The organism is Acinetobacter wuhouensis (assembly GCF_001696605.3).
Classification (GTDB): Bacteria; Pseudomonadota; Gammaproteobacteria; order Pseudomonadales; family Moraxellaceae; genus Acinetobacter; species Acinetobacter wuhouensis.
This window is the reverse complement of the sequence record NZ_CP031716.1, coordinates 2,567,689-2,584,537: the sequence shown is the minus strand read 5'-3', so window position 1 is coordinate 2,584,537 and position 16,849 is coordinate 2,567,689. Positions and strand designations below refer to the sequence as shown.

The 16,849-nt window shown below is 40.0% G+C and carries 13 protein-coding genes; all 13 read left to right on the top strand.

Annotated features, from left to right (window positions below):
• The first annotated feature begins 49 nt into the window (after nt 1-49).
• The 13 genes from BEN71_RS13040 (at nt 50) to cas6f (ending at nt 16,726) form a co-directional block, all read left to right on the top strand.
• Nucleotides 50-820 carry an enoyl-CoA hydratase-related protein gene (locus tag BEN71_RS13040; RefSeq protein WP_068975394.1) on the top strand — a complete coding sequence of 257 codons (771 nt, stop codon included), beginning with the start codon at nt 50-52 and terminating at the stop codon, nt 818-820.
• Nucleotides 820-1,611 (top strand): 2-(1,2-epoxy-1,2-dihydrophenyl)acetyl-CoA isomerase PaaG, encoded by a 792-nt coding sequence (paaG, locus tag BEN71_RS13035; RefSeq protein ID WP_068975393.1) that lies wholly within the window; start codon nt 820-822, stop codon nt 1,609-1,611. Before BEN71_RS13040 ends, paaG begins: the two co-directional genes overlap by 1 nt.
• Nucleotides 1,612-1,613: 2 nt before the next feature.
• Nucleotides 1,614-3,179 carry a 3-hydroxyacyl-CoA dehydrogenase gene (locus BEN71_RS13030; RefSeq protein ID WP_068975392.1) on the top strand — a complete coding sequence of 522 codons (1,566 nt, stop codon included), beginning with the start codon at nt 1,614-1,616 and terminating at the stop codon, nt 3,177-3,179.
• Nucleotides 3,180-3,191: 12 nt separating this feature from the next.
• Nucleotides 3,192-4,403, top strand: coding sequence for a 3-oxoadipyl-CoA thiolase (gene pcaF / locus BEN71_RS13025; protein ID WP_068975391.1), 1,212 nt, complete (start codon nt 3,192-3,194; stop codon nt 4,401-4,403).
• 82 nt (nt 4,404-4,485) lie between these two features.
• Nucleotides 4,486-5,796, top strand: a complete 1,311-nt coding sequence (gene paaK, locus BEN71_RS13020; protein WP_068975390.1) for a phenylacetate--CoA ligase PaaK — start codon at nt 4,486-4,488, stop codon at nt 5,794-5,796.
• Between the two features lie 59 nt (nt 5,797-5,855).
• On the top strand, nt 5,856-6,797 hold the full coding sequence (locus BEN71_RS13015) for a PaaX family transcriptional regulator (RefSeq protein WP_068975389.1): 942 nt from the start codon (nt 5,856-5,858) through the stop codon (nt 6,795-6,797).
• Between the two features lie 361 nt (nt 6,798-7,158).
• The gene (locus BEN71_RS13010) at nt 7,159-7,755 is read left to right on the top strand and encodes a DapH/DapD/GlmU-related protein (protein WP_068975388.1); all 597 of its coding nucleotides are present in this window, start codon (nt 7,159-7,161) and stop codon (nt 7,753-7,755) included.
• Between the two features lie 200 nt (nt 7,756-7,955).
• On the top strand, nt 7,956-8,921 hold the full coding sequence (gene cas1f / locus BEN71_RS13005) for a type I-F CRISPR-associated endonuclease Cas1f (RefSeq protein ID WP_068975387.1): 966 nt from the start codon (nt 7,956-7,958) through the stop codon (nt 8,919-8,921).
• Nucleotides 8,918-12,424: a type I-F CRISPR-associated helicase Cas3f gene (gene cas3f / locus BEN71_RS13000; protein ID WP_227542608.1), complete on the top strand. Its 3,507-nt coding sequence runs from the start codon at nt 8,918-8,920 to the stop codon at nt 12,422-12,424. The genes cas1f and cas3f overlap by 4 nt, the downstream gene beginning before the upstream one ends.
• A gap of 198 nt (nt 12,425-12,622) precedes the next feature.
• Complete coding sequence (gene csy1 / locus BEN71_RS12995) at nt 12,623-13,960, top strand: type I-F CRISPR-associated protein Csy1 (protein ID WP_068975385.1); 1,338 nt, start codon at nt 12,623-12,625, stop codon at nt 13,958-13,960.
• A complete protein-coding gene (csy2, locus tag BEN71_RS12990; RefSeq protein ID WP_068975384.1) occupies nt 13,960-15,069 on the top strand; it encodes a type I-F CRISPR-associated protein Csy2 in 1,110 nt (369 codons plus the stop codon). The genes csy1 and csy2 overlap by 1 nt, the downstream gene beginning before the upstream one ends.
• Nucleotides 15,070-15,071: 2 nt before the next feature.
• Nucleotides 15,072-16,112, top strand: coding sequence for a type I-F CRISPR-associated protein Csy3 (gene csy3, locus BEN71_RS12985; RefSeq protein WP_068975383.1), 1,041 nt, complete (start codon nt 15,072-15,074; stop codon nt 16,110-16,112).
• Nucleotides 16,112-16,726 (top strand): type I-F CRISPR-associated endoribonuclease Cas6/Csy4, encoded by a 615-nt coding sequence (gene cas6f, locus BEN71_RS12980; protein WP_068975382.1) that lies wholly within the window; start codon nt 16,112-16,114, stop codon nt 16,724-16,726. Before csy3 ends, cas6f begins: the two co-directional genes overlap by 1 nt.
• Nucleotides 16,727-16,849: the final 123 nt, after the last annotated feature.

The following is a 16,849-nucleotide window of genomic DNA, read 5'->3' as shown; positions in this document are numbered from 1 at the left end:
TGAAAAACTCTAATAAAAATCAAATCAAAACATCAAGTGGAGCAATGAGATGGAATTCTTAAAAAGCCAACAGGTGAAATCAGGCGTGATGCTGATCGAACTGAATCGCCCTGAAAAGCGCAATGCTTTAAATAATGCCACATTACAAGAACTTGTGACTTTACTGAAAAGTGTGGATGCAGATTCGAACATTAAAACCGTGGTGATTACCGGCAATGAAAGCTGTTTCGCTGCGGGTGCAGATTTAAATGAACTTGCGGCTTTGGATGTAGTGTCGATTCAACAAGATCAACGCCCATTATTATGGAAACAGATTGATGAGTTTTCCAAACCGATCATTGTTGCAGTCAATGGCTTTGCCTTTGGCGCAGGCTTTGAGTTGGCTTTACATGGTGACATCGTACTGACAGGTGAAAATGCACAATTTGCTTTACCTGAAATTGGTTTAGGCATGTTACCGGGAGCAGGTGGCACACAGCGTTTAGCACGTTTGATGGGGCAACAACTGACCATGCGTTGGGCAATGACAGGTGAGCGAATTTCAGCGCAAACCGCTTTGCAACATGGCATCACAAGTCAAATTTGTCCGACTCAATTAACCGTGCAATATGCGATTGAACTTGCAGAAAAAATTGCTAAGCAAGCACCACTTGCGATCCGTGTCATTAAACAATCTTTGAAATCTATTCATGAAGTGACTTTAAGCCAAGGCTTGAAGCAAGAACGTCAGCATTTTGTTTGGCTTGCAGCGACCCAAGATCGCCAAGAAGGCATCAATGCATTTTTAGAAAAAAGACAACCAAATTTTAGAGGTGTGTGATGGATTACCAAACAATTATTGCAGAAGAAAAAAATGCAGTCGGTTATTTAACGTTTAACCGTCCAAAACAGTTAAACAGCTTTAATGAAACCATGCATCAGGAAGTGTCACAAACGCTGAAAGCATGGGCTAAAGATTCAAACATTCGTGCAGTGGTGATCTCTGCGGAAGGTCGTGGTTTTTGTGCAGGGCAAGATTTGGGTGACCGTGTGGTTGATCCAAATGCGGATGCACCTGATTTGGGATTATCAATTGAAAAATATTATAACCCATTGATTAAATTGATTACGGAAATGCCAAAACCGGTAATTTGTGCGGTAAATGGTGTTGCCGCAGGTGCAGGGGCAAATATTGCCTTGGCTTGTGATGTGGTGATTGCAGCGCAATCAGCTTCATTTATCCAAGCATTTTGTCGCTTAGGTTTAGTGCCTGATTCAGGTGGTACATGGTTCTTGCCACGTTTGGTCGGTCGTGCACAAGCGATGGGACTTGCGATGTTGGGCGATAAAATCCCTGCTGAAAAAGCGGTGCAATTGGGCATGATTTGGCAATGTGTTGCAGATGAAGAATTAAAAATTGAAGCTGCAAAAATGGCGGAACATTTGGCAACCCAACCAACTTATGGCTTGTCATTGATCAAAAAAGCCATCAATGCCGCAGCAGACAATAATTTGGATGAACAACTGATTTTAGAACGTGATTTACAACGTTTGGCAGGGCGTTCAAGTGACTATAAGGAAGGCGTACAAGCATTTATGCAAAAACGTACTCCTGAATTTAGAGGATGCTGATCATGCAAAACCTCAATTTACAGCAAGCAAAAGTCGCTGTGATTGGTGCAGGGACAATGGGAATGGGCATTGCCCAACTCGCAGCCATGCACGGTCATACAACTTATGTATTTGATTTGGATGTAGAAAAAGCCAATGCTGCATTTGCACAATTAAAAGTACAACTTGAAAAACGTGTGCAATTGGGAAAAATGACCCAAGCCGTAGTTGATTCGACGCTTGGCAATATTCAAATCGTTGCAGAGCTTCAACAGCTTTCGATTGCAGATTTGATCGTTGAAGCTGTGGTGGAAAAGAAAGAAGTTAAACAAAGCTTATTCAAACAGCTTGCAGAAATTTGTTCAGAACAGACTATTTTCGCGTCAAATACGTCTTCGATTTCAATCACCGCAATTGCTTCAGTGATTCCACATCCTGAGCGTGTAGTAGGTTTGCATTTCTTTAACCCTGCACCTGTGATGAAGTTGGTGGAAATTATCCGTGGTTTAAAAACTTCGGAACAGATTGCACAGTCATTATTCAGCTTGATGCAAGCATGGAAAAAAGTCCCTGTGACAGCAAAATCAACACCGGGTTTTATCGTGAACCGTGTTGCACGTCCATATTATGCGGAAGCGTTTCGTGCATTGCAGGAAAATGTCACCTCGCCTGAACAGCTTGATTTTATTTTGCGTGAATGTGGTCATTTTGCCATGGGTCCATGTGAACTGACGGATTTAATTGGGCAAGATGTCAATTTTTCTGTGACACAAAGCGTCTATCAAGAATTTTTCTATGAGCCACGCTATCGTCCATCGTTGATCCAAAAAGAATTGGTCGATGCAGGTTGTTATGGTCGTAAAAGCCAACAAGGTTTTTATGATTATCATCAGGCAGAACGTACACCAAGCTATCATTTAGCTGACCTTTCTGCTGTTCAATCTGCAACATTCAATCTACAGGTTGTTGGTGAGTGGGCGCATGACACAGGTCTGATTCAACGTCTTAAAAATGCGGATAATATTCATATTTCCAATGCAATTGCAGATCATGAACAGCTTTGCTTGGACGACATTACCATTCAACTCAGTCAAGGGCAGTCTGTAGAACTTGATCATACCCGTGAAAAAGTGGTGTTGATGGATTGGCATGCGGATTGGGCAACGGCTAAGGCTGTGGTTTTAACCGCTTCGCCATTATGTAGCACCGCTGATCGTGAAAAAGTCAGCCAACTTTTTGCAGCGTTGGGCGTGACAAGTATTTGGGTCAAAGACCATCCTGCATTGTTCGTGATGCGTAGCATTGCCATGTTGGTGAATGAAGGCTGTGAAGCAGTGTTACATGACATTGCCACTGAACAAGATATTGATGCTGCAATGAAATATGGTGTGAATTATCCGCAAGGTCCATTCCAATGGGCAGCTCAAATCGGTTATACACAGATTCTAAATACGCTTGAAAATTTATACCGCATCTATGGCGAGGAACGTTATCGTCCAAGCTTGTATTTACGTAAAAAAGTCGCACTGCAATCTATTCATCACACAGATGAAGAAGCAGAAGCTCAAACACTGAAACAAGCAGGCTAAGGGAGAAGAATAATGGAACAGGTATTTATTTGTGATGCAATTCGTACCCCGATCGGTCGCTATGCAGGTGCGTTGAGCAGCATTCGTGCTGATGATTTGGCAGCATTGCCAATTGAATATTTAAAACAGCAACATCCTGATTTGCCTTGGGAACAGTTGGATGAAGTGATTTTAGGCTGTGCCAATCAAGCAGGGGAAGATAACCGTAATGTTGCCCGTATGGCTGCATTATTGGCGGGCTTACCTGATGCTGTGCCTGCAATTACCGTAAATCGTCTATGTGCTTCGGGTTTGGATGCAGTAGGTTTGGCAGCCCGTGCGATCAAATCAGGTGAAGCGCAATTTGTCTTGGCAGGGGGCGTAGAGTCGATGAGCCGTGCGCCATTTGTACAGTCTAAACCTGAAGCTGCATTTAGCCGTACCCCAAGTATTTATGACACCACGATTGGTTGGCGTTTTATCAATCCAAAATTCAAAACCAATTTTGGTGTGGATAGCATGCCTGAAACGGCTGAAAATGTGGCTGAAAAATATCAAATCAGTCGTGCAGATCAAGATTTATTTGCATTTAACAGCCAACAAAAAACCGCAAAAGCGCAGCAAAGTGGTATTTTTAAAGCAGAAATATTGCCTGTAAATATTACGGATCGTAAGAAAAATACGGTTCAAGTGACTGAGGATGAACATCCACGTGCAGATACCACACTTGAAGCATTGGCAAAGTTAAAAGCGCCATTTCGTAAAGAAGGTGGTTCGGTGACTGCGGGCAATGCATCAGGTGTGAATGATGGTGCAGCTTGTGTGCTTTTGACGAGTGAGAATTTTGCCAAAGACAATGGCTTAGAACCGCTTGCCAAAGTGATTGCGATTGCAAGCGCAGGTGTAGAAGCTAAATATATGGGCATCGGTCCTGTACCTGCGGTGCAAAAAGTCTTGAAACTTGCAGGTTTAAGTTTGGATCAAATGGATGTGATTGAATTGAATGAAGCTTTTGCAGCACAGTCTTTGGCGGTGATGCGTGAGTTGGGTTTAAAAGATGATGATGCACGTGTCAATCCAAACGGTGGTGCAATTGCACTAGGACATCCGCTTGGTATGAGTGGAACACGTTTGGTCATCACTGCCATGCATGAACTTAAACGTCGTCAAGGAAAATACGCACTTTGCACCATGTGTGTTGGTGTTGGGCAAGGTGTGGCGCTGATTTTGGAAAATGTCGCTTAAACTTAATTTTTAAGGATTAAAAGTTAAGACACAACAGGATTGTAAATGACAGCCAAAGGATGGCTGTCCAAGGAGAAATAAGATGAATAATAATGCTTTGGAACAAATCGAAACCGCTTCTATAGATGAATTACGCAGTGTGCAATTACAACGTCTGAAAAAGACTTTGCACCATGCTTATGACAACAGTAGCGTGTATAAAAAGAAATTTGATGATGCAGGTGTGCATCCTGATGATTTAAAAAGCTTGGCGGATTTAGCCAAATTCCCATTTACCACCAAAAAAGATTTACGTGATAACTATCCTTTTGGCATGTTTGCAGTGCCACAGGAACAGATTGTCCGTGTCCATGCTTCTTCAGGTACCACAGGTCAACCAACGGTGGTGGGTTATACGCAAAATGATATTAACATTTGGGCGGATGTGGTCGCACGTTCACTCCGTGCCGCAGGGCTGAGCAATAAAGATACCATTCAAGTGTCTTATGGTTATGGCTTATTCACAGGTGGTTTGGGTGCGCATTATGGTGTTGAGCGTTTAGGCGCAACCGTGATTCCAATGTCAGGTGGGCAAACCGATAAACAAGCGCAATTAATCAATGATTTTAAACCGACTGCGTTGATGGTCACACCATCGTACTGTCTAAATATCATTGAGGCCTTAGAGAAAAAATTTGGTACGGCAAAATGTTCAATCAAAACAGGTGTATTTGGTGCTGAACCGTGGACCAATGAAATGCGTAACGAGATTGAAGATCGTTTTGGTATCAATGCATTGGACATTTACGGACTGTCAGAAGTGATGGGACCGGGTGTGGCGATGGAATGTATTGAAAGTAAAGATGGTCCAACCATTTGGGAAGATCATTTTTATCCTGAAATCATCAACCCTGAAACAGGTGAAGTATTGGCAGATGGTGAGTTAGGCGAATTAGTATTCACCACCATTACCAAAGAAGGTATGCCTGTGATTCGTTATCGTACCCGTGACTTAACCCGACTATTGGCAGGAACTGCACGTCCAATGCGCCGTATGGATAAAATTGTCGGTCGTAGTGATGATATGATGATTATCCGTGGGGTGAATGTGTTCCCAACGCAGATCGAAGAACAGATTTTACATATTCCGCAACTTTTGCCGAATTATGAAATTCAAATTTGTAAGCAAGGTCATTTAGATACATTGCATATTCGTACTGAAATGCGTCAAGATATTCATCCTGATTTAATCCAACAATTGGCTGCTCAATTGAAAAGTCAGATTAAAACCATGGTGGGGATTTCGGTCAGCGTGGAAGTTTTACAGGAAGGCACATTGCCACGTTCAGAAGGCAAGGCACAACGTGTATTTGACATTCGCCATATTGTTCAGGAACACTACAAGTCTGCTTAGTTGATCTATGTAAATTTGTACTGAATTGGTTGAAAAATATAAGGTTATAGTGAAACGATATGAATCCAAAACTCAAACTCGCAATTGATGATTTTATTGCCAAAGAAGCACTGAGTGGCACGTCTTTGATCATGACCGTATTTGGTGATTGTGTATATCATCATGGTGGGATTATCAGTCTTGCAAGCCTGATTCAATTGATGGATGTGTTTGGGTTCAATGAGCGTTCAGTACGAACTGCGGTGTTTCGTTTGGTACAAAATGGTTGGTTGGTGTCCGAAAAAATCGGGCGCACCAGCTACTATCGGGTGACTGAAACAAGTCGACAGCGCTTTGTACAAGCGGATGCTAAAATTTATAATTTCAATCATATTGAATGGGATCAAAAATGGGACTTGGTACTGCTCAGTTCAGTTGATCTTGAAAATAAATTGGTGTTAAAGAAGGAGTTGGAATGGTTAGGCTTTGCCAATATCGCAAGTAATGTGATGGCATATCCGGGCTGTGATCATTTAAAACTGCAAAATTTATTGCTCAATCTGAAAATGACCGATCAAGTGGTGATTTTCAAAGCTGAAACTTTACAGCTTTGGCAAGAATCTTATCCAACAGTTAAACGCATGGTGGAGACCAATTGGTCAGTGGCAGAGTTACATGCCCGTTATGACAAATTTATCAAAGACTTCCGTGAGTTTATGAATATTGTTGAAAATGCCGATGATTTAGATGCAGTTCAGGCATTCCAAATTCGGATTTTATTGATTCATCAATATCGCCGTATTTTACTCAAAGACCCTGATTTGCCATCGGAATTATTACCTTCTAATTGGTTGTCGTTAAATGCCCGTAATTTGAGCAGTAATTTATATCAATTGGTGGTGTCGAGCGGTGAAGAGTTCTTTATGGAGTTTGCCCGAACTTCTGAAGGAGCAATGCCACCACTGCATCCGCAATTTTATAAACGTTTTGGTGGTTTAAAACAGGAAGAGTTAGCTGTTTGATTTTATAAAATGGCTTATCACAAATATATAGTTTTATATTGGCTTCTTGCGTTATTCAAAAAAATATCGGGAGTCCCTTCTCCCTTTGGGAGAAGGTTAGGATGAGGGTTCATAAATAAAAACCTCTCCCTAACCCTCTCCTAAAAGGAGAGGGAACATTTCAATATTGATCTAAATCTTACCGAAACTAACTTTCGCAAGAAGTCTATTGATTTCACTATAAATGATGCTATTGCATTAAGTGATATAGATGTTGCCGTTGAGTGAGAAGTTTATATTTTCAGAATGATATGACATATATAAAACTCAAGATAAATTATTTATATTTTCACAATGTTATTATTTTTTAAAGGACTAAAATATGACCTGTTATGCAATTGATGGTGTGATTCCTGTCGTCAGCCCCAAAGCCTATGTACACCCCACAGCAGTCTTAATTGGTGATGTGATCATCGAAGAAGGCGTATATATCGGACCTTTTGCATCCTTACGTGCTGATTTTGGTGGCATTCACATCAAGAAAAATGCCAATGTACAAGATAACTGCGTGATTCATGGATTCCCAAATAGCGTGACTGTTGTGGAAGAATATGGACATATCGGACATGCTGCGATTTTACATGGCTGTCAAATTGGCAAAAATGTTTTAGTAGGAATGAACAGCGTGATTTTGGATTATGCTGAAATTGGTGAAAATACTATTATTGGGGCAAATAGTACCGTCAAAGCCAAAGCGATCATTCCTGCCAATGTTTTGGCTTTGGGCAGTCCTGCAAAAGTGATTCGTGATTTGGAAGCCAAAGAAATTGCGTGGAAAAGCAAAGGGACTGAGGAATATATTCACTTGGCACAGCGTTGTTTAAATACATTGCAAGAGGTTGAACCCCATTCAGAAATACAAACAGGGCGTTTGACGTATGAAGTTTTTGACAGCCAGCATCAGACAAAAAATAACTGAATTAAAAATTATCTGTACAGTTCATCTCCATTATTCAAGTTGATGAAGACTTGATCTTATACTGCTAAACAGATCTGAAATCATCAATAAAATGGTTTGATTCTTAAGCGACGTATTTTGTCGTATCATTCGTTGGTATAACTATAACTTCCTATTATTCTGATTATACTGCTGTGAATACATTATAATTTTGAATAAAAATGGAACAACTCAATCCCTCTGATTTAAAAGCAATATTACATTCTAAACGCGCTAATATTTACTATCTTGAACACGCGCGTGTCATGCAAAAAGATGGTCGGGTGCTTTATCTGACCGAAGCTAAAAATGAAAATCAATACTGGAATATTCCTATTGCCAATACTACGGTAGTGATGCTTGGCACAGGTACGTCCATCAGTCAGGCAGCTATGCGTATGCTTGCGAGTGCAGGCGTATTGGTCGGTTTTTGTGGCGGTGGCGGAACACCATTGTTTATGGGTTGTGAAATAGAATGGATGACGCCACAGAGTGAATACCGCCCAACTGAATACATGCAGGGTTGGATGCAGTTCTGGTTTGATGATCAGAAGCGTTTAGAGGTTGCTAAGCAGTTCCAACTTGCACGGATCGAATTTATCCGAAAAATTTGGGACAAAGATCGTGACTTAAAAGCCGAAGGTTTTTTTCTGGATGATTTAGATATTCAAAATGCATTAAATGGTTTTGAAAAGAAAATTCCAAATTTAAATAAAGTCGGTGACTTATTACTTGCCGAAGCTGCGACCACTAAACAACTTTATAAAATTGCTGCCACTCGGACAGGCTCTAAAGATTTTAGCCGTAATCCTGAACAAGGAGACTTAGCCAATGACTTCCTTAATCATGGGAATTATTTGGCATATGGACTCGCTGCAACCACACTTTGGGTATTAGGCATTCCACATGGTTTTGCGGTGATGCATGGTAAAACTCGTCGTGGGGCTTTGGTCTTTGATGTGGCGGATTTAATTAAGGATGCTGTGGTTTTACCTTATGCCTTTATCTGTGCTAAAGAAAAGATGACGGAGCAAGAGTTCAGATCTCAGATTTTACAGAAATTTATAGAGCATAAATGCCTGGATTGGATGTTTGATCAGGTGAAAGCACAAGCTTGCAGAACGCATGATGTAGATGGGGATGCATGATGATCGTGACCTTTATTTCCCAATGTGAAAAGAAAGCGATTCCACGTACTCGCCGTGTACTTGATGCTTTTGCAGATCGGATCGGGGATAACACGTGGCAAACCGTAATCACGGAAGATGGTTTGATTGCTGTAAAAAAGTTACTTCGTAAAACCGTGACCAAAAGTACTGCGGTGAGTTGTCATTGGATACGTGGGCGACGTAGAAGTGAATTGCTGTGGGTGGTGGGAAATCGGAATAAGTTTAATTCAGAGGGGATTGTTCCTGTGAATCGGACGAAGAAGAAGCTGATAATTGATTATACAGACAGCAATTGGCATTCAGCAGCGTTGATTTCCATAATTAGCCGTATTGCGGCTTTGTTTCATGATTTTGGAAAAATTAATCCTTTCTTCGCTGCCAAATTAGCTAATGCCAATAAAAGCAGTAAACCAATTGCAGATCCATTTCGTCATGAATGGATTTCATTGCGTTTATTTGAAGCTTTTGTTCGAAATTGTGGAACTGAAGATGCAAACTGGATTAATAAGTTATCAGAAATTTCATGTAGAAAAGATAATTTAACTTGGTTGAATCATTTAATCAAAGATGATGGTGTTAATACGCTGAGTTCGCCTTTTAATGGCTTGCCTCAGATTGCGCAATTAACAGCATGGCTTATTATTTCTCATCATCGATTGCCTATTCCAAATAGTATCTTAAGTAAAGATCCCAATGCAGACCGTTCATATGCCGCTAATAAGTTTGGTACTGTTTTAACAGACTTGAATTTTAAATGGTGTTATCCACGTTCATATTTAGATGATGATAAAAACAAGGCAAAAGAAATAAAAAAATGCTGGAATATTCAAGCGGAAGATATTCCATTTAATAGTCATACTTGGTGTAAAGAAGCGCAAGCCTGTGCCATTAAACTCAAGCAATTTATAGCTTTGCCACATTTACCGAGTCTGGATGATCCTTATGTCAGTCATATTTCTCGTTTGGTTTTAATGCTGTCGGATCACTATTACTCAAGCTGTGATCCAACAGCACAATGGCATGATCCGAGTTATAAAAAATTTGCCAATACCGATAAGTTTGGTGAATTAAAACAGCCATTAGATGATCATTTGGTTGGTGTGAGTCAAAATGTGCGTCAATTGATGGGCGCGATGACACGTTTGCATGAACTTTTTGATCGATTGCCGCAGCAAAAAAGTTTAGAGGGAAAAACCAATAATCCCTATTATCAATGGCAAGATAAAGCCTATCAAGAAGCAAAATTTATCCAAAAAAACTATCCAAATCATGGTTTTTTTGGCGTGAATTTGGCATCAACAGGGCGTGGTAAAACACTGGCTAATACACGCATTATGTATGGATTGGCTGATCCTGAAAAAGGTGCGCGTTTTAATATTGCTTTGGGATTGCGAACTCTTACCTTGCAAACGGGTAAAGCATTAAGACAAAAATTAGATTTAGATGAAACTGATCTGGCAATTATGGTTGGTGGAGGCGCAGTCAAAGAAATCTTTGAACATTACAGCCAAAAAGATTCATCTGAAATTTTAGAAGAAAATATTGAAAGCTTAGATCCAAAACAAAATCAGTTTTTGGCTGAAAATATGGGGGCTGAATCTTTAATAGGCTTATCTGATGCAGAAAGCTTTGTCGATTTTGATGATTGTGAAATAGATTTTGAAGGCATCTTAGACAATCAGCATATGTTTGCCAAATGGCTGAAAGGCAATCATCAAGTGAAGAAAATGCTGAATAGTCCAATTCTATGTTGCACTATTGATCATTTGATTCCAGCCACTGAAAGTACGCGTGGCGGTAAGCAAATTGCGCCGATGCTGCGCTTAATGTCCTCCGATCTGGTTTTTGATGAGCCTGATGATTTCTCACCTGAAGATTATTATGCTTTAGCCCGCTTGGTACATTGGGCAGGGTTATTGGGCAGTCGGGTGCTATTATCTTCTGCGACATTAACACCCGCAGAAATTAATGGTCTGTATCTGGCTTATAGTTCGGGACGTAAGTTTTATAATGCAAATCGAACAGATAAAGATCAACCGATTATTGCGGCTTGGTTTGATGAAAATAAATCCAGTATTTTTCATGAAGTCATTCCTTGCACAGTAACGATGAGTAACTCAGAAGTTGAAGCTTCATTTAAAAAAGCGCATTTAAAATTTACGAAACAGCGTGTTGAGTTTTTAAATCAGCAAGCGCCAATGACTAAAAGACGAACTGTTGAATGGGTCGGATTGCCTCGTGAAATTTCTGCACAGGAAAAATGGCAGAATGTGTTCACACAAAAAATTTTAGAAACTACACTAAAAGCACATGAGTTGAATGCATTGACAGATCCTGAGACCGGAAAGCAATACAGTGTGGGATTGGTGCGTTTTGCCAATATAGACCCATTAGCGACGATTGCGCAAAATCTTCTAAAGCAAAAAATTGATGCTGATACACGTGTTCATTTATGTGTTTATCACTCACGTTTTCCGTTGTTAATGCGGGCGAATATTGAAAAGTATCTGGATGAAATACTGGATCGAAATCAAGGAAAACAGCCTCACGATCATGAGATGATCAAAGCTTGGTTACAGCGTTATCCTGAACAGAAACATATTATTTTAGTTTTGGCTTCACCTGTATGTGAAGTGGGGCGTGACCATGATTATGACTGGATGATTTTAGAACCTTCATCTATGCGATCCATTATTCAGGCATCGGGTCGGGCAAGACGACATCGCTCTGAAGCTTATGATCAAGTGAATATTTTTCTGATGGAATCTAACGTTCGGCATTATCAATATGCAGCACAAACTTGTTTTTCCAAACCAGGATTTGAAAGTTCAACTTTTAAGGTTGCACAGCATTATTTAAAAAGCTCTGCTCCAAACGCAGATGATGGATTGATTGCTGACACTCATTTAGAAAATTTAGATGCGACAGCTCGTCTTAGACCGAATATTCCAGATGAAATTCGTGCAAATTATCAAAATGGTTACTTCCGTTTGGCGGATCTGGAACATGATCGCATGATGCATGTGTTGTTAAATCGTGGAATCAGTACCAAACTGGATCATGATATTTCAATGTCTGAACCTCGAGTGAAATTTCCAGTTTATGATTTTTGGAATACACCCATTCATTACACAGGAATTTTGCAGCGTTTGAGCCGGTTTAGGCAGTCACAAGCTGAAAACTTTATGGCATTGCGGGCAGAAGAAGAGCAGCCTTTAGAGTTGCAAGAATATAACGATAAAACAGGCAATTGGCTTAAAAAAGAAAGTTTAGTGCGTCGAATAGAGTTGATTGAAAATTTACAAATTCATTGCTGGCCAAATCAACAGCCTGAATCAGTTTTGATGAAATATTTAGATACAAATCCAAATGAGCGTAACTGGATGGAAAATTGCGGACGATATTTAAGTTTAACTTTACCTGAGCTGAAAGAAAACCGTAAATGGCTTTACCACAATTGGCTAGGGTTTATCAGGGAATAACCCCTGATAAACCAAGCTTTCTAAGCTGCCTATATGGCAGTGAATAATTAAGAGAATTCAAACTATTTCTAAGCTGCCTATAAGCAGTGATTGATCTCTCAGTATCGAGATTGTATCGAAATAACCTTTATGTTAAAAATATTGGTAAGTAAAAAATTGTAATTAATATAATACTAACTAGGTTAAAATGGAGGAGTCATGAATGAAGAAGTAGACGGAATTTCAAATTCCGAAGCCACAAGCATTCGTGAGTTAATCGAGCAATACATTCAGGGGCGTTTAAATGAAAAGCTGGAAAAACTCAAAGAAGATGATGTGGAAGAACGCAATAAGTTGTTGGAAAAATATCAGCCTGAAACATGGCTGGAAGATGCGAGTTTACGAATCAGTCAGTTGCGCCTAGCGACCCATACACCAAAACAGCATCATCCTGATTCCAAAGCATCCGCAATGTTTTACAGTAGCAGTGAAAAAGCACACGATTTTGTTGGGTCGCAAGGAATGCAGCTGGATGCTGATGTGATTGGCAATGCAGCAGTATTGGACGTATTTAAATTGCTACGACTGCAATTTCAAAATGTATCTTTACTGGAACGATTGCTGAAAGCAGATGAGGAGCTGATTGCAGCATTGGCTCTAAATCAAGAATCCGCACAGATTCGCTATCAGCGCTTTTTAGCTTTTAGCCAATTGCCGACAGAACTCAATGCAGGTCGTTTGTCTAAACAGGTGTTATTTCCCGTCGAGCAAGATGACTACCATACTTTGGTATTGTTATATCCAAGCAGTTTGGCACATCGTGTTTATCAGCAAATTTCATCAGATCGTTTTAGTGAAGAAAGCAAAAAACTGCGAGAAGCACGTTTTAATAAACTACATGCAGAACAGGAAAGTCGCGAGTATCCAAATTTATTGGTGCAAAATTTCGGTGGGTCAAAGCCGCAAAATATTTCGCAGTTAAATAGTGATCGACGTGGTTCTATGTGGTTATTACCTTCAATTCCGCCAACGTGGCAAGGTCAAATGGTGGAGTTGCCCAAAAGTGCTTCAGTGTTTACCGCATATTTAACCAATCGGAAAGACATTAAACCGCTATTAGGCAAACTTATTGCTTTGTATCGTAAAGAAGATCGCCGTAATACTGTTGAATTTCGTGAGGAACGAGATGAATTAGTGGTGCAATTGGCTGACTGTGTACTTGATATGAGTTTTGAATTACAGCAAAGCGCACCATCGGGTTGGACTCAGCAGAAAAGTGTGTATAGCACTGCTGAAAGTTTCTGGTTGGATCGTGGTTACCGCGAAGAACTTTTTGATAAAGAAGATGCAGGTGAACTTACGGAGGAGGAAACCAAGTGGTTGGAAGCCTATCGTGAGCGGGATTGGCATGTGGAAGTTGGTTATAACTTTGGTCGTTGGCTCAGTGAGCTACTCATGAAAAAAGCTAAACTGGTCGATTTAGATGATCACGAAGATCGAGCTTGGTCACTGATTTTGCGGGAAAAATTGCAATTGCTGAAAGAGGAGTTTGCATAATGTCATATTCCTATCCGAAAGCATTGTATGTCGTGCGCTTGAATGTTGAAAACGTATCTATTATCAGTAGTTATTTGACATGGGGATTTCCTGCACCGAGTGCATTTACAGGTTTGATGCATAATTTGCAACGTCAGTTAAATACGATTGATGCTTATCGAGAAGTGGAATGCTGCGGTATTGGTATTATTTCACATCAATTTACACCACAAGTGACAAAAAGTAGCAGCTATCGTTATTCACCTTATCAGCTCAATTTAGCGCGTCATCCTTTAAAGGCAGATGGTTCTACACCCGCAATGATTGAAGAGGGTAAAGGGCATATTGAAGTCAGTTTGGTGATTGGTTTCACGGGTGAGGGCTTAGAACAACATTTATCAGCCAATGACGAAGATTTATCTGAAACAAGTCAAGCCTTATTGAAAAAGATCAATCAATTCATTTACGGCATGCGTTTAGCAGGGGGCTCTATTTTTCCGCATAAACGTATTCAGCCGAAATTAATCAATTGGTCACGGAGCGGAGCTGAAGAAAAAACTAAAGCATTGCGTCGTTATGTATTGCCTGGTTTTGCTTTACAGCATCGACAAGAGGTTTTATTGGCACATCAAGCATGGCTTAAGCAATATCCAAACTATGTTTCAACACAAAAGACTGAGCCAAATTTGCTTGATACCTTATTGGATATTCAGCGCTTAAATTTTGTCAGTACCGAAAATGATGAAAGTTTAGAAGCAGAGGATGCTAAGGAAAAATTGGGGAGCTGGAAAGTCCGCAGTCGCCCTGAACATTTAAAAGGCTGGCTTGTGCCTATTCCAATTGGTTATGCCGCTTTAACAGATATGCAGGAGCAGGGTGTTATTAAAGGTTTGCGTAATGACCAATATCCAGCAACTTTTGTAGAAACTTTGCTTAGTCTTGCTGAATGGAAAAGCCCGCATCGTATTGAAAATATTACAGACATTTTATGGAATTACAATTCAGAACCTGAAAAGGGCGTATACGAACTTGTACAGCCTTTTGCACCAAAACAGAACTTAACATCATTGTCTAATAATGACAGTGAAAACCAATCTATCGAATTTGAATCAGAAGAAGAGGAATATTAATCATGGCTAAAAACGAGAAATTAAAAACGGCATCGGTACTTTCATTTAACCGCCATTTAGATCCATCTGATGGACGTATGTCTGCGGTGAATTGGGGAGATATTGCACAAGGAGCAGGCAATAAGGCGATTGTGATTCAGGAAAAATCGGTTCGTGGTACGATTTCTAACCGCCCTAAAAACAGTAAAGAGGTCGATCCTGCTTATATTGATGCTGCGGTAAATAAAGCTAATTTGCAGACAGTTGATGTCGCTGCATTGCCACAAGGAAAGGATACAGTCGCAGTTAGTTTTACCTTACGTGTTTTGCCTAATGTAGGACAACCATCAGCGTGTAATGATGTTGCTTTCGCAGAGCGTTTGGATGCAGTTGTTTCTGGGTATCAAGCTGAAAATAAATTTACAGAACTGGCGAGTCGTTATGCAGTGAATTTAGCCAATGGGCGTTTTTTATGGCGCAATCGTATCGGGGCTGAAAATGTCAGTGTTTCCGTTGCGCGTATTGTTGATGGGAAAGCTGCGGAAACCTTAAACTTTGATGCGCTGAATAATCGTTTAAATCAAGCGGCTGTTCATCAGGATCAGCAAGCTGAATTGAAAAAATTAGCGGACTGGTTACAGGTCGGTCTCAATGGTGACGAGCATGTTTTGCTTAAAGTGACGGGTTTTGCGCGCTTGGGTGAAGGGCAGGAGGTTTATCCATCACAAGAATTGATTTTGGATGCAAGCAATTCAAAAGGTGCGAAAAGTAAAACTTTATATAGCTTTGAAAATAAAGAAGCAGGTATGCATTCACAGAAAATTGGTAATGCTTTGCGCACGATTGATACATGGTATCCAAATGCAGAAAAGCCAATTGCTGTTGAACCTTATGGTTCAGTGACTTCTGAAGGTAAAGCATATCGTCAGCCTAAAGAAAAGAAAGATTTTTATAGTTTATTTGATGCATGGGTCAATGAAGGTAAAGCACCTGATTTAGAACAGCAGCATTATGTAATGGCAGTATTGGTTCGTGGTGGTGTGTTTGGGGAGAGCGATAAATAATGAAATATTATCTGGAAATTAAATTTCTGCCTGATGATGATATTTCAATCCACTTTTTATGGTCTAAAGTTTATAAGCAATTACATCTTGCTCTGGCAAGTATGAAAGATGCTGATAATAAAGTGAATGTCGGATTTTCATTTCCTGAATATCGCTTTGACTATAACAAGGGAAACGGTTTTGTCGGTGAGAAATTACGGATTTTTGCGCAATCAGAAAATGATTTAACCTGTGTTGAGGTGCAAAAGTGGTTAGAACGTTATTTGGACTATGTACATATTAGTTCAATTAAGACTGTTCCTGATGACAAAGTAACGGGTTATGCAATATATAAGCGCAAACAGGTGAAAAGCAGTGCAGAGCGCTTAGCACGTGCTGAAGCTCAAAATGGGCGTTACGATTATGAAAATGCTTTAGCGCATTATCGGAAATTTGTGAAAAGTACCAATTTGCCTTTTATTCAAATGTTGAGTGATAGTACAGCGCCTAATTTAGAATTAAAGGATAAAAATTACTTTAAACTTTTTATTGAAAAGAAATCTGCGACAAAATCTGAAACTCAGGTTTTTAGCACTTATGGTTTAAGTTCGGTATCGACTGTACCTGAATTTTAACCCAATCTTTTTTCACTCTTTAACAGTCTAATAAAATCAATAGGTTATAAACGTGGGGTGAAACTTGGGTCTTTTATGGATTTTAAGGTTTAACTCACTGTTATAACTTTATTTTTTGCTGTA